At 62.8% G+C, this 13,589-nt stretch carries 12 protein-coding genes; all 12 read right to left on the bottom strand.

Features of this window, described 5'->3' with window-relative positions:
* Positions 1-309: 309 nt before the first annotated feature.
* Positions 310-1,428: a sulfate/molybdate ABC transporter ATP-binding protein gene (locus QMG46_RS05135; protein WP_345781785.1), complete on the bottom strand. Its 1,119-nt coding sequence runs from the start codon at positions 1,426-1,428 to the stop codon at positions 310-312.
* Positions 1,429-1,436: 8 nt separating this feature from the next.
* Positions 1,437-2,294, bottom strand: coding sequence for a sulfate ABC transporter permease subunit CysW (gene cysW / locus QMG46_RS05140; RefSeq protein WP_281851410.1), 858 nt, complete (start codon positions 2,292-2,294; stop codon positions 1,437-1,439).
* Positions 2,291-3,115 (bottom strand): sulfate ABC transporter permease subunit CysT, encoded by an 825-nt coding sequence (gene cysT, locus QMG46_RS05145; RefSeq protein WP_281851411.1) that lies wholly within the window; start codon positions 3,113-3,115, stop codon positions 2,291-2,293. The genes cysW and cysT overlap by 4 nt, the downstream gene beginning before the upstream one ends.
* The gene (locus tag QMG46_RS05150; protein ID WP_281851412.1) at positions 3,115-4,122 is read right to left on the bottom strand and encodes a sulfate ABC transporter substrate-binding protein; all 1,008 of its coding nucleotides are present in this window, start codon (positions 4,120-4,122) and stop codon (positions 3,115-3,117) included. Before QMG46_RS05150 ends, cysT begins: the two co-directional genes overlap by 1 nt.
* A 104-nt stretch (positions 4,123-4,226) precedes the next feature.
* The gene (ubiA, locus tag QMG46_RS05155; RefSeq protein WP_281852809.1) at positions 4,227-5,120 is read right to left on the bottom strand and encodes a 4-hydroxybenzoate octaprenyltransferase; all 894 of its coding nucleotides are present in this window, start codon (positions 5,118-5,120) and stop codon (positions 4,227-4,229) included.
* A gap of 191 nt (positions 5,121-5,311) precedes the next feature.
* Complete coding sequence (locus QMG46_RS05160) at positions 5,312-5,785, bottom strand: cupin domain-containing protein (protein WP_281851414.1); 474 nt, start codon at positions 5,783-5,785, stop codon at positions 5,312-5,314.
* 164 nt (positions 5,786-5,949) lie between these two features.
* Positions 5,950-6,414, bottom strand: a complete 465-nt coding sequence (locus QMG46_RS05165) for a hypothetical protein (RefSeq protein ID WP_281851415.1) — start codon at positions 6,412-6,414, stop codon at positions 5,950-5,952.
* A gap of 541 nt (positions 6,415-6,955) precedes the next feature.
* Positions 6,956-8,518: a threonine ammonia-lyase, biosynthetic gene (ilvA, locus tag QMG46_RS05170; RefSeq protein ID WP_281851417.1), complete on the bottom strand. Its 1,563-nt coding sequence runs from the start codon at positions 8,516-8,518 to the stop codon at positions 6,956-6,958.
* Positions 8,515-8,763: an acetolactate synthase small subunit gene (gene ilvN / locus QMG46_RS05175; RefSeq protein ID WP_281851419.1), complete on the bottom strand. Its 249-nt coding sequence runs from the start codon at positions 8,761-8,763 to the stop codon at positions 8,515-8,517. The genes ilvA and ilvN overlap by 4 nt, the downstream gene beginning before the upstream one ends.
* 7 nt (positions 8,764-8,770) lie before the next feature.
* A complete protein-coding gene (ilvB, locus tag QMG46_RS05180) occupies positions 8,771-10,642 on the bottom strand; it encodes a biosynthetic-type acetolactate synthase large subunit (RefSeq protein WP_281851420.1) in 1,872 nt (623 codons plus the stop codon).
* A 111-nt stretch (positions 10,643-10,753) separates the two neighbouring features.
* Entirely contained in the window at positions 10,754-11,779 is a 1,026-nt protein-coding gene (gene ilvC, locus QMG46_RS05185) for a ketol-acid reductoisomerase (RefSeq protein WP_281851421.1), read from the bottom strand.
* Positions 11,776-13,509 carry a dihydroxy-acid dehydratase gene (gene ilvD, locus QMG46_RS05190; protein WP_281851422.1) on the bottom strand — a complete coding sequence of 578 codons (1,734 nt, stop codon included), beginning with the start codon at positions 13,507-13,509 and terminating at the stop codon, positions 11,776-11,778. The genes ilvC and ilvD overlap by 4 nt, the downstream gene beginning before the upstream one ends.
* Positions 13,510-13,589: the final 80 nt, after the last annotated feature.

Genomic DNA, 13,589 nt, shown 5'->3' on the forward strand with positions numbered 1-13,589 from the left:
GGTGAAAAGGGCAATATCTGCCATGCAATCTGCTGTTGCTCGCCGCCCCCCCTTGGCTGACGCGAGCTCCGAGGTCGCAAATAGTAGGCGCAAGCTATTACAGTTAAGTCGACGTTGCCATGACAACGCTTGTTCATTTCGTTTGGACGTCCAAATCCTTAAACGAAGTCGTCATATTTTTCAATGCGTGTCGTGCATATGAGCTTTGCAGCAAGTGCATCGATCTGGAGTGAGTGAAGAGGAGTGAGGAGTGAGAGAGAGCGACGTGCGTTCTAACTTATGACTCACATCTGGACACTTGCTGCTGCCTTATTGGATGCTCGCGTCGTTCCAGCGCAGCATGATGCGTTCGCCTGCATGTGCATGGCCTTCGACATCCAGCGGGAACAGTGTGCACACCTTTGGGCGAACGAGCAGGTCGCAGCCATGCTGCAAGTCCAGGCGTCCCAGGTTGTCGCTGGCGACATCGGCTTCGAGCTCGTGGACGGGGTCGCGCAGGCCCAGTTCCAAATGCGTCACGCTCCCGGCCGGGTAGATGTGCTGCAGACGCGCCTGCCACGCGTTACCATCGCCGCGGATGGAAAGCGTGAGGTGCTCCGGTCGAACATACGCCACAGCACGTTCATAGCGCCCTTCCCATGGGTCTTCGCATAGCTCCATGGCGCTGCAGACTAACTGCGTGCCACGCCGCTCCACCGGCAGCTTGTTGACCTTGCCGATAAACTCGCACACAAACGGCGTGGCCGGTTGCTGATAGATCATGTCGGGCGTATCGACCTGCTCGATGTGGCCGTTATTCATCACCGCGACACGGTCGGCAAGTTCGAGCGCTTCTTCTTGGTCGTGGGTGACGAAGACCGTGGTGAGCTGGAGCTCTTCATGCAGGTGACGCAACCAGCGGCGCAATGAAATACGCACCTGCGCATCGAGCGCGCCGAATGGTTCGTCGAGCAACAGCAGGTTCGGTTCCACGGCCAATGCGCGTGCCAGTGCAACGCGCTGGCGCTGGCCGCCGGAAAGTTGCGCGGGATAGCGTTTGCCGAAGCCTTCCAGATGCACACGCTTGAGCAGTTTCTCCACGCGCTCGTCGATCTCGCTACGCGATGGCCGGGAACGCATGGGGCGGACGCGCAAGCCAAATGCGACGTTCTCCGCGACCGTCATATGCCGAAACAAGGCGTAGTGCTGAAACACCAGGCCGACGTTGCGTTGGCGCGCCGTTACCTTCAGCAGATCGCGCTCGTCCTGCGTGACGCTGCCGCTTTCCGGATAGTCCAGCCCGGCCAGGATACGCAACAACGTGGTCTTGCCCGAACCGGAGGGGCCAAGCAACGCAAGGAACTCGCCTTGCGCGATATCCAGGCTGACGTTGTCGAGCGCGGCCGATCCGGCAAAGCGGCGACTGAGATGGGAAAGTTTCAGCGTCATCGATTTTCTCAGTGCCTGGCGGCGTTATGCGAGGCGATCTGGTCGCCGTAGCGCCATTCGAGCACGGTCTTCAACGTCAGGGTCAGCAAGGCCAGCATCGCCAGCAGCGAAGCGACGGCAAACGCACCGACATAGTCGTATTCGTTATAGAGCACCTCGACCTCCAGCGGCATCGTGGTGGTCAACCCGAGGATATGCCCGGAGACCACCGAGACCGCACCGAACTCGCCCATCGCGCGCGCATTGCACAACAGCACGCCGTACAGCAACGCCCAGCGGATATTGGGCAGCGTCACGCGGAAAAACATCTGCCAGCCATTGGCGCCGAGCACGCGCGCGGCTTCTTCCTCTTCGGTGCCCTGGGCCTGCATCAGCGGGATCAGTTCCCGTGCGACGAAAGGCAGGGTGACGAATACTGTGGCCAGCACCAGGCCGGGAACGGCGAAGATGATGTCGATATTGTGCTTGTCCAGCCACGGCCCGAACCAGCCATGCGCACCGAACAGCAAGACATAGAGCAGGCCGGAGATCACCGGTGATACGGAGAATGGCAGGTCAATAAAAGCGCCGAGAATGGATTTGCCGGGAAAGTCGAAGCGCGCCATCGCCCAGGCCGCGGCAACGCCGAACACGAGGTTCAACGGCACGGCAATGGCTGCCACCAGTAAGGTGAGCCGCATCGAGTCCAGGGCTTCGGGCTGCGCCATGCCATGAAAATAGGCCTTGAACCCTTGTTGCAGGGCTTCGTAGAAGACCGTGGCCAACGGCAGCAACAGAAACACGATCAGGAAAATCAGCGCCACGCCGATCAGACCGGCATGCGCGAGTTTGCGCGGCCACGCCGTGGGGCGGGTGGTCGGCTTCATCGGCGGATCTCCGTCCAGCGTTGGCTCCAGCGCTGCAACCGCGAGACGGCAATCAGCAGCAGCAGGGAGAACGCGAGCATGACGACGCTAAGCGCGGCGGCGCCGGCGTAGTCGAACTGTTCGAGCTTCTGCACGATCAGCAGCGGCGCGATCTCCGAGCGCTTCGGGATATTGCCGGCGATGAAGATGACCGAACCGTATTCGCCGACAGCTCTAGCAAGTGCCAGGGCAAAACCGGTGAGCAGCGCCGGTACCAGCATCGGCAGGATCACCCGGAAGAAGGTCTGCGCACGCGTGGCGCCCAGGCTCATGGCAGCCTCTTCGACATCGTTCTCCAGCGCTTCGAGTACCGGCTGCAAGGTGCGCACCACGAAAGGAAAGCCGACAAAGATCATCGCCACCAGCACGCCAAGCGGCGTATAGGCGACATGGATGCCCAGCGGCTCCAGCCAGCGGCCGAGCCAGCCGTTGGGCGCATAGATCGCGGTCAGGGCGATGCCTGCCACCGCGGTGGGCAGGGCGAACGGCAGGTCGATCAAGGCATCGAGCAGGCGTCGGCCGGGAAAGCGATAACGCACCAGCACCCATGCCACTAGCAAGCCGATGGCGGCATTGATCAATGCGGCGACCAAGGCGCCGCCAAAGCTGAGCTTCAGCGCGGCAAGCGTGCGGCCGGAGCCGAGCAGGTGGGTCAAATCATCCCAGCCGATACCCGACGCCTTGGCGATCAGCGCCGCCAGTGGCAGCAATACGATCAGGCTCAGATAAACGATGGTGTAGCCGAGGCTCAGACCGAATCCCGGCAGCAGGCGGCGCTTCATCAAAAGCCTCCGTTCGCGCCGAAATGATCGAACACGCCACCATCGCGAAAGAATTTGTCCTGCGCCTGCTGCCAGGTGCCGAACATCTCGCTCAGCGTGAAGGTGACGATCGGCGGAAACTGCGCGGCATATGCGCCAGCGGCACTCATCGAACGCGGGCGATAATAGTTTTTCGCCGCGAGTAATTGCCCTTGCGGTGAATACAGGAACTGCAGGTAGGCCTGTGCCAGCGCACGCGTGCCATGGCGTTCGACGTTCTTGTCCACGATCGCCACCGGTGGTTCGGCCAGGATGCTGATCGACGGTCGGATGATTTCGAAGTCGTTCTCGCCCAGGCGTTGTTTCGCGAGCATGGCTTCGTTCTCCCACGCCAGCAGTACATCGCCGATGCCGCGTTGGGCAAATGTGCTGGTTGCGCCGCGCGCACCGGCATCCAGCACGGGTACGTGCTTGTACAGCGTACGCACAAAAGCGCGCGTCTCGTCTTCGTTGCCGTGGTACTTCTTCAGTGCATAGCCCCATGCCGCCAGGAAGTTCCAGCGCGCGCCGCCTGAGGTCTTCGGATTGGGCGTGATCACCTGCACGCCGGGTTTGACCAGATCATCCCAGTCGTGGATGCGCTTCGGATTGCCTTTGCGCACCATGAAAACAATTGTCGAGGTGTACGGGGTGGCGTGGTCGGGCAGACGCTGCTGCCAGTTTCTGGCCAGCCAGCCGCGTGCCGCGATGGCATCGATATCGTAGGCGAGCGCCAACGTCACCACGTCCGCGCGCAAGCCTTCGGAGACGGAACGGGCCTGCTTGCCCGAACCGCCATGGGACATGTGAATCGATACATCGTCGCCATGTTGTTGCTTCCACTGCGCGGCAAACGCTTCATTGATGTCCCGATACAGTTCACGCGTCGGGTCATAAGACACATTGAGCAGGCTCACATCCGCCGCCCGCGAAGCTGTCGCCGCAAGGCACAGGGCGAGCAGAGCGGTGGATACAAGACGAGGCAGCATGCGGTTCCCGGGGTGAAAGGCGCGAGTCGGCGCGGCGATTCGCCGGCCCAGTTATCGCCGATGTTCCCGATCCGGATGTTAAGCGTGGGTTGACGCTATCGTGATCAGCGAAATGCGAGCGCCAGTACGATGCCGATCCATAGCACCATGCCCAGCCAGTTGTTGTTGCGAAAGGCCGTCAGGCAGGCCTGGCGATCGCGCGTACGAATCGACCAGAGCTGCCAGGCGAACAGACCGAGTGCGGCGACCAGCGCCAGCCAGTACAGCCAGCCGAGGTTCGCGCGTTGGCCGACAAACAGCATGGCTAGCGCGAATGTTCCCATCAGGATGCCCAGAATGGGCAGATCCGCGTCGCCGAAAAGGATTGCGGTGGACTTCGCCCCCGCCTTGATGTCCTCGTCGCGATCGACCATGGCGTACTGGGTGTCGTAGATCACCGACCACAGGATGTTGGCGATAAACAACAGCCACCCCAGCGGCGGCACGGTGTTTGAAACAGCCGCGAAGGCCATCGGAATGGACCAGCCGAACGCGGCGCCCAGCACCACCTGCGGGAGATTCGTATAGCGCTTGGTGAAGGGATAGATCGCCGCCAACGCGGCACCGCCGAACGACAGCAGTATCGTGAACTTGTTGGTGAACAGCACCAGCACGAACGCGAACACCAGCAGCGCGGCAAAGACGATCAGCGCTTCGCGCGGCGTCACGCGCCCGCTGGCGATCGGCCTGCCCGCCGTGCGTGCCACCTGGGGATCGAGCTTGCGGTCGGCAAAATCGTTGATCGCGCAGCCGGCCGCGCGCATCGCGAACACGCCCAAGGTAAAGATCACCAGCAATTTGACCGGCGGGAAATCGCCCGCCGCCAGCCATAGCGCCCACCAGGTCGGCCACAGCAGCAATAGCGCGCCGATCGGCCGATCCATGCGCGTAAGCACCAGATAGTCCAACGCCTTCTCGCGCACCCGCGGCGGCAACTTCTGCAGCAGCCAGTCCAGCACGCGCGTGGCGCGCGTGGAGCTATCGGCCGGGCGTACGGCCGTTTTCTTCGCCGGTGGCGTTCCAACCCGCGCACGTGGTGCGTTAGCAGGGGCCGGGGTACGTCTTGGGCGCTTGCGTGGAGTCGGAGCCATGGAACGGATTTTAGCCTGGGATGCTCTGGCGAGGTGTGACCGATCGGCGGTATCCCAGATCAGTCGTCGGACCGGATATGTTCGAAATCCACGATGTCACCGCGATCGCCATAGATATAAAGGCGCTTTTTCACGTGCGGGTAATCGCAGATATCCTGTTCCAGGCGTTGCCCGGCCACCAGCATGGTCAGGGGTTCCGAGCCGGTGTTCTTCAGGACATGCGCGACGCCGCCACGCGGAAAGCCCAGGAAATCACCGGGACCGACGGCATGGATCTGCTCGTCGATAAGCGCTTCGCCGACGCCCGAGAGCACGTAGACGAATTCTTCTTCGTAAAGGTGGCGGTGATATTCGCTCGACTCGTGCCCGGGCATCAGCGTAATCAGATGCGCGCCCAGCTGGGTCAGGCCGGTGAGGTCTCCGAGCGACTTTCGCAGGCGGACGGCGTTGGGGTTGAGCGTGTGCGGCCGGACTTGCGCTTCCATCGCGGCGATGGCTTCGGCCTTCAACAGTTCGCGTGGTGTGTTCGACATGCTGGACCTGACGGCAGGCAGGAGTCCAACACATTAGCAGCGTGGGGAGGGCGGTCGCGACTGAAGTCGCTCCAACAAACTGAGGAAGGCCCCGCTATCTTGTAGGAGCGGCTTCAGCCGCGACCAGCCGTGACGCGACTGAAGCCCGCCCCCACAAACGCCGATCAGCCCTTCTTGCAGATCGACTTCTTGTCCGGATACGTCTTCACGCACCAGTCCTGCCATTCCTTGCGGTTGGTGGCGCGCGTGGCCGGATCGGAGCCGTTGTAGACGAACTCGAAACTCTTGCCGGTGATCTGGTTCAGCAGCGCGGCGAGTGCGTCATGCACCACTTCGGGCGAGTACATGCGCTGACCCTGCTCGGTTTTCTTCGAGTCGACGATCACGATGTTCTTCAGCGTCATGTTCTTGTCGCCGAGCGGACGCATGTCGCCCAGGTGGCTGACCAGATAAGGCACGCCGTTTTCGCCGTACGACTCCAGGCGCAGGAAGGCATCCGCTTCGGTCTGCGAACTGGTGGTCTGGTCTACCAGCGTCGATATCTGGCTGGCAAGCGTCGTGCGCTTGGTATTGCCGCAGCCGGCAAGCAATACAGCGGTAACAGACACGAGCAGGACAAGCTTCTTCATGGGTACTCCTTTACGACACTGTATGAAAGAACGAAACGGGCGCTGCCAGCCGTGTGCAGCGGCGGGCAGACATGGAAGAACAAAAGGGGGGGGCGCGGCGATGCAAGACGCCGACGGAAAACGTTGTAATAAAGCGCGACGCCGACCGGGGGTCGGTATCGTCGGTTCGCATCCCATCGTTGTTGGCATCTCGTTCCATGACGCTATCCACCCTGATCGCACATAAATCCGATGGGGCGGCGCCAGGCGTCCGCTCGATGAGCCATCAGATTTCCCCTGGCGCGTGCCGATCAAGCTACGGGCACGTCTACATTCGACGCCCGGATAATGCCATGGAATGAGCGGCCATAGGCAAGACCCCGTTCCGCAAATAACCGGCCCGAGCGGCTATCTACCGATCCGGCGCCATGGTGGCGGATCGCCCTTGAACCGGAAAATGGCTACCAGAATCAGGTTAATGGCGTTGTTCGGGCCTTCCAGGGCTCCCGGTAGCCCAACCCTGGACCGCAGTTTTTTGCGGGGTGCCAGTGGCCAGGGATATTCAATCCTTTAGCAGTAGACGGTAAGCCGGATTGGCGGTTTCGTTCTTGTACGGATAGCCGAGCCTGGAAAGGAACTGGGTAAACACCCCGCGCTCCTCCGTCGGCACCTGGATACCCACCAGGATGCGGCCGTAATCGGCACCGTGGTTGCGGTAATGAAACAGGCTGATATTCCAGTCCGGATGCATATGATCGAGAAAGCGGGTGAGTGCACCGGGACGTTCGGGAAAATCGAAGCGGTAGAGCTGTTCGTCGTGGGCCAGCGCGGAACGACCGCCGACCATATGGCGCAGGTGCAGCTTGGCCAGTTCGTCGTCGGTCAGATCGAGGGCGGCGAAGCCTTCGGCCTTGAACGCTTGCAGCAGCGTGGTGTTCTCCGCATGGTTGCGCGTCTGGATGCCGACGAAGATATGCGCATCGGTGGCATTACCGATGCGGTAGTTGAACTCGGTGATGTTGCGATCGCCAAGCGTTGCGCAGAAGCGGCGAAAGCTGCCGCGCTCCTCGGGAATGGTGACGGCAAAAATGGCCTCATGGCGTTCACCGACCTCCGCGCGCTCGGCAACGAAACGCAGGCGGTCGAAATTGAGATTGGCGCCGGAAACGATCGCGGCCAGGGTTTCGTTGCGCACCTGCGTACGTGCGACATATTGCTTGAGCCCTGCCAGCGCCAGGGCACCGGACGGTTCGGGAACGCTACGCGTTTCGTGGAAAATATCGCGAATCGCCGCACATATCGCATCCGTGTCCACGCGCAGGACCTCATCGACATACTTGCTGCACAAGGCGTAGGTCCGTTCGCCGGGCTGCTTTACGGCGGTACCGTCGGCGAACAGTCCGACTTCATCCAGCGCGATGCGTTTTCCCGCCTCCAGCGAGCGCGCCATGGCATCGGCATCGTTGGCCTGCACGCCGATGATGCGTATCTCCGGGCGCAGTGCTTTTACATAGGCTGCGATGCCGGCAATCAGACCGCCGCCGCCGATCGGTACGAAGATCGCGTGCAGAGCCTTGGGGTGTTGCCGCAGTATCTCCATGCCGATCGTGCCCTGGCCGGCAATCACGTCCAGGTCGTCGAACGGATGGACCAGGGTGAAATCATGCTGGGTCTGCAGTAACGCCGCGTGCGCCTGGGCGTCGCTATAGGAATCGCCGGCCAGCACGACAGTGACCGATGACCCACCGAAGCGTCGCACCGCGTCGACTTTTACCTGCGGCGCCGTCACCGGCATCACGATGGTCGCGCGTACACCGAGCCTCGCTGCAGCCAGGGCGACGCCCTGCGCGTGATTCCCCGCGGAGGCCGCAATGACGCCGCGTGCCCGTTGAGCATCGTCCAGCGTAGCCATCTTGTTGTAGGCGCCGCGCAGCTTGAACGAGAACACCGGCTGCTGGTCTTCGCGTTTGAGCAGAATGTGCTGGCCCAGGCGCGCCGACAGCAGCGGCGCCTGTTCCAGCGCCGTCTCACGCGCTACGTCGTAGACCTGAGCCGACAACACGCGACGCAACAAGTCATGCTGCGTATCGGCGAGATCGACCGTGTCGTCGGCAAGTGCGCTCATGAGTGCAGCAGGGATACCGGGCGGCTGACCTCGATGACATCGACCAGCTTGCGCGTCTGCTCGATGATCTGCTGCACGGTACCTTCCGCGCCATGCATGACCAGTGTCAGCTGGGACACACCGGGGTCCTGGGTGATCGCTACCGTCAGCGAATCGATATTGCAGTTGCGCGCGGCAAACAGTCCGGCGACGCGAACCAGGGCGCCGGCTTCGTTCTGCAGCAAAATGGAAAGTGTATGTTTCATGGTCGCCTCAGAACATGTCGGTCGTGGAGGCGTGCGCGGCTGCACTGTCGCGCGCAGCGATAAAGTCGCCGGTAATCATCTGCGCGTAGCTGGCACCAGGGCCGACCATCGGATACACGCCGGCATCCGGATCGATCAGCACCTCCAGGAAAGCTGGCCCGGGGAAGGCGATGAACTCGGCGACCATGTCGGCGACCTCTTCGGGACGCTCCAGTCGTTTGGCCCATTCGAAGCCATCGGCTTGCGCCGCCTTGATGAAGTCCTTGCGATGCAGGCTCTTGTCCGACGAGGCAAAGCGACCCTTGAAAAACAGCTTCTGCCATTGCCGCACCATGCCGTCGCCAAAGTTGTTCAGCACGACAATCTTGACCGGCAGTCCGTAGGTGGTCACGGTTTCCAGCTCGCCGAGATTCATGCGGATGCTGGCATCGCCGTCGATATCGATCACGATGCTGTCGCGCCGCGCGAACTGCGCGCCGATGGCGGCGGGAAGGCCAAAACCCATCGTGCCCATCGAGCCGGAGCTGAGCCAGTGACGCGGCTCACGGAAATCGAAGTACTGCGCCGACCACATCTGGTGCTGGCCGACGCCGGTACTGATGATGGCGCGGCCCTGCGTATGGCGGTTGATCTCCTCGATCACCGCATAGGGTTGCACGAGGGAGCTGTCGCGGTCATAGCCCAGGGCATGGATCTGCTTCAGCTCGGCAATGTGCGCGTGCCAGGGCGCATAACGTGTCGCGCTGTCACGATGCAGGCCATGTGTTTGGCCGTAGTCGCAGAGCCGATGCAGCGAGCTGCGCAGGTCGCCGATATGCCGCCAGTCGACGGCCTTGACCTTGCCGATTTCGGCCGGGTCGATATCGATCTGTGCCACCGTGCGTGCACGTGGCGCAAACTGGTCGGGGACACCGGCGACGCGATCGTCAAAGCGCGCGCCGAGCGCAAAAAGAAAATCACAGTCCTCCACCGCATAGTTGGCATACGCGGTGCCGTGCATGCCCAGCATGTGCAGGGCCAACGGCTCGGTGGTGTCGTAAGCACCCAACGCCATCAAGGTGGTGGTGACGGGAAAGCCGAACGTATCGACGAAACGCTTCAGTGCATCGGCCGCACCGGAAGCGATCACGCCGCCGCCGGCATAGATCAATGGGCGTTTGGCGGTGGACAGCGCCTGGAAGAATGCCGCGCATGCCTCATCGCTCAGATACGCTTCGTCGATGGCACGCAGGCGCGCCCGGTAACCGGGAATGGGCAAGACCCCGTGGCCTGCAAAGGTCAGCGGCGCGTTTTGTACGTCCTTCGGGATATCGACCACCACTGGGCCGGGTCGCCCGCTGCGTGCGATCTCGAATGCCGTACGCAGCGTGACTTCCAGTTGTGCCGGGTCGGTCAGCAGAAATACGTGTTTAGCGCACGAACTCATGATGTTGCTGATCGGTGCCTCTTGAAAGGCATCGCTGCCGATCGCCGTCGTTGGCACCTGGCCGCTGATCACCACCATCGGGATCGAGTCGGCCATCGAATCGCGTACCGGCGTCACCATATTGGTGGCGCCCGGACCGGACGTGACGATCGCCACGCCGACCTTGCCGGACGCGCGCGCGTAACCGGCGGCCATAAAGCCGGCACCTTGTTCGTTCGCCGGCACGATCAATGGCATCGGTTCGCCGCCATCAGGTCCGATATGCGTGGCGTTATAGCGGAACACAGCGTCATAGACCGGCAGGATGGCGCCGCCGGAATAACCAAACAGAACATGCACGCCTTCGTCGGCCAGTACCTGGACCACTACTTCGGCGCCGCTCATGGTTTGCCCGGCGAGCGGGTGCTCGCTTTGCGTGGGTTCCGTTGGCGTGATGTGCAGTGGGGCCTTCATGGATAAACGCGTGTCCTTGGAATAGGAGTGAGAAGTAAGGAGTGAGGAGTGAGTTCGGGGGAGCGAGTGGCTTTCTCTCGCCACTCACTCCTCTTCACTCACTTCTTGCTCTCAGCCTGCTTTCTTCAGCGGCTCGGCCGCCGCCGGCTGCGCCGCACCCGCATTCAACCAGGGCATGCGCGCACGCAGCTTGGCGCCGACCTGCTCGATCGGGTGATCCAGATCTGCCTGCTTCAGTCGCTTGTAGTTGGGCAGGCCGGCCTGGTATTCGGCGATCCAGTTGCGCGCAAAGGTGCCGTCCTGGATATCGGTCAGCACGGCCTTCATGCGCTGCTTGGTTTCCTCATCGACCACGCGCGGGCCGCTGACGTAGTCGCCGTACTGCGCGGTTTCGGAGACGAATTCGAGCATGCGCTTCAGGCCGCCTTCGTAGAACAGGTCGACGATCAGCTTCAGCTCGTGCATCACTTCGTAATACGCGATCTCCGGCTTGTAGCCCGCTTCGACCAGCGTCTCGAAACCCTTGATCACCAGCTCGCTGGCGCCACCGCACAGCACGGCCTGCTCACCGAACAGATCGGTCTCGGTCTCTTCCTTGAAGTCGGTTTCGATCAGCAGCGCGCGGCCGCCACCGATGCCGGCGGCATACGCCTTGGCCTTGGCTTCGGCTTGGCCGGTGGCGTCCTGCTCGACGGCGAACAGGCAGGGCACGCCGCGGCCGATCTCGTACTCGCGGCGCACCAGTGCGCCCGGGCCTTTCGGCGCCACCAGCACGACGTCGATGTCCTTGCGCGGATCGATCTGCTTGAAATGCACGTTGAAGCCGTGCGCGAACAGCAGCGCCGCGCCGGCCTTGATGTTCGGTGCGATGGCATCGCGATAGATCGCCGGCTGAGTCATGTCTGGCGTCAGCACTGCAACCAGGTCGGCATCGCGCACGGCATCGCCGGGCTCGGCCACGTTGAAGCCTTCGGCGCGCGCGCGCTCCCAGGACGGGCCTCCCTTGCGCAGGCCGACGACGACGTCGAGGCCGGAGTCGCGCAGGTTCAGCGCATGCGCGCGGCCCTGGCTGCCATAGCCCAGGACAGCGATGCGGGCATTGGCAAGTTGGTCGGTAGTAGCGGCGGGTTGGCTCATGCGATAGCTCCAGTCAGGGCAGGGTTGGAAGTGGTGGTGTGGGTGGCAGTCGAAGCAGCGTTGGAATCGTTGGTGTCGTTGTCGAAAGCGCGCGTGACCGCGCCATCGGAAGCGGAACTGACCAGACGCGCGTACTTGGCGAGTGCGCCGCGCGTGACCTTGGGTGCGGGTGCACGCCAATGCTTGCGGCGTTCGGCCAGGTCGGCATCGGTCGAGATCTCGCGCGTGCCGGCATCGATACGGATGCGGTCGCCTTCCTGCAGCAAGGCAATCGGGCCGCCACGAACGGCTTCCGGCGCGATATGGCCGACCATGTAGCCGTGCGTCGCGCCGGAGAAGCGGCCGTCGGTGATCAGCGCGACATCGTCGCCCAGACCGCGTCCGATCAAGGCGGCAGTGACGCCGAGCATCTCGCGCATACCGGGGCCACCGGCAGGTCCTTCGTTGCGGATCACGATTACATCGCCCTTGACGATGTTGCCGGACTGCACCGCGGCGAAGGCTTGTTCTTCGCTTTCGAACACGCGGGCACGGCCGTCGAAGTGACCCGCGCCCTTGCCGGCGAGTTTGAGAATGCAGCCCTCAGGTGCGAGATTGCCGTAGAGGATCGAATAGCCGCCGCGCGGTTTCAGCGGCTGCGTGGTCGGGTGCACGACGTCCTGTGCCTCGGCGCGGGGCGCGGCGCTGGCCTCGTCGAACAGGCTGCGCCCGGTCACGGTGGGCGCATCGTCGAGCATGCCCGCTGCAATCAGTTCTTGGGCTACGCGCGCGCTGCCACCGGCACCGAACAGTTCCACCGCGGTGTAGCGACCGCCGGGCAGCAGATCGGCAATGACCGGGGTGTCCCTGGATGCGGGCTCGAAATCTTCCAGTGTCCACGGCACACCGGCTTCGCGTGCGATCGCCAGCAGATGCAGCACGGCGTTGGTCGAACCCGCCGTCGCCGCAACCATGCGTGCGGCGTTGCGCATCGCCGTGACAGTGATCAGTTCGCGCGGGGTGCGCTGCTCGCGCAGGCATTCCATCGCCAGCTCGCCGCTGCGAAAGGCGGCCTGGGCCTTGGCCGGGTGCGTCGCGGGGATATCGTTGAAGCCCATCGGCGACAGGCCCAGCGTGGTCAGCACCATCGCCATGGTATTGGCGGTGAACTGGCCACCGCAGGCGCCGGCGCCCGGGCAGGCATCGCGTTCGACCGAGGTCAGTTCGGCATCGTCGATCTTGCCGGCGCCATGTGCGCCGACCGCTTCGAATACCTGCTGGATGGTGATCGGATGATTGTCGTGGGTGCCATGCGCGATGGTGCCGCCGTAAAGCGCGACACCGGGGATATTCAGACGTGCCAGCGCCATGGCCGCGGCGGGAATGGTCTTGTCGCAACCACACAGCACCACCATCGCGTCGAGACAGTGGCCGTCGACAGCCAGCTCGATCGAATCGGTGATCACCTCGCGGCTGATCAGCGAGGCACGCATACCCAGCGTGCCCATGGCGATGCCGTCAGTCACCGCGATCGTATTGAACTCGATGGGCGTGCCGCCGGCCGCGCGTACACCGGCAGCGGCATGCTCGGCCAGTTCGCGCAGGTTGAGGTTGCAAGGGCTGACGTTGGACCAGGTATGCACGATCGCCACCAGCGGCTTGGCGATGGCTTCGTCGTCCAGCCCGGTGGCGCGCAACATCGCGCGTGCGGGCGCGCGGTCGGGGCCGGTCTTGATGAGATCACTGCGCATGAAAGATTCCGTCGAAGGAAAAAAAGTTGCCGCTGCTACGCGTACGCGTCGAAGGGGTGAGGGGGGACGACATGTCCTCG

The sequence above is a fragment of the Dyella sp. GSA-30 genome (genome assembly GCF_027924605.1).
Classification (GTDB): domain Bacteria; phylum Pseudomonadota; class Gammaproteobacteria; order Xanthomonadales; family Rhodanobacteraceae; genus GSA-30.

Excerpts from the sequence above, each read along its gene's own strand:
- ilvA (WP_281851417.1), bottom strand. The coding sequence starts at position 8,518 with ATGAGCGCACTTGCCGACGACACGGTCGATCTCGCCGATACGCAGCAT.
- QMG46_RS05150 (WP_281851412.1), bottom strand. The coding sequence starts at position 4,122 with ATGCTGCCTCGTCTTGTATCCACCGCTCTGCTCGCCCTGTGCCTTGCG.
- QMG46_RS05165 (WP_281851415.1), bottom strand. The coding sequence starts at position 6,414 with ATGAAGAAGCTTGTCCTGCTCGTGTCTGTTACCGCTGTATTGCTTGCC.
- ilvC (WP_281851421.1), bottom strand. The coding sequence starts at position 11,779 with ATGAGCCAACCCGCCGCTACTACCGACCAACTTGCCAATGCCCGCATC.
- ilvD (WP_281851422.1), bottom strand. The coding sequence starts at position 13,509 with ATGCGCAGTGATCTCATCAAGACCGGCCCCGACCGCGCGCCCGCACGC.
- QMG46_RS05160 (WP_281851414.1), bottom strand. The coding sequence starts at position 5,785 with ATGTCGAACACACCACGCGAACTGTTGAAGGCCGAAGCCATCGCCGCG.
- ilvN (WP_281851419.1), bottom strand. The coding sequence starts at position 8,763 with ATGAAACATACACTTTCCATTTTGCTGCAGAACGAAGCCGGCGCCCTG.
- QMG46_RS05135 (WP_345781785.1), bottom strand. The coding sequence starts at position 1,428 with ATGACGCTGAAACTTTCCCATCTCAGTCGCCGCTTTGCCGGATCGGCC.
- cysW (WP_281851410.1), bottom strand. The coding sequence starts at position 2,294 with ATGAAGCCGACCACCCGCCCCACGGCGTGGCCGCGCAAACTCGCGCAT.
- ilvB (WP_281851420.1), bottom strand. The coding sequence starts at position 10,642 with ATGAAGGCCCCACTGCACATCACGCCAACGGAACCCACGCAAAGCGAG.
- cysT (WP_281851411.1), bottom strand. The coding sequence starts at position 3,115 with ATGAAGCGCCGCCTGCTGCCGGGATTCGGTCTGAGCCTCGGCTACACC.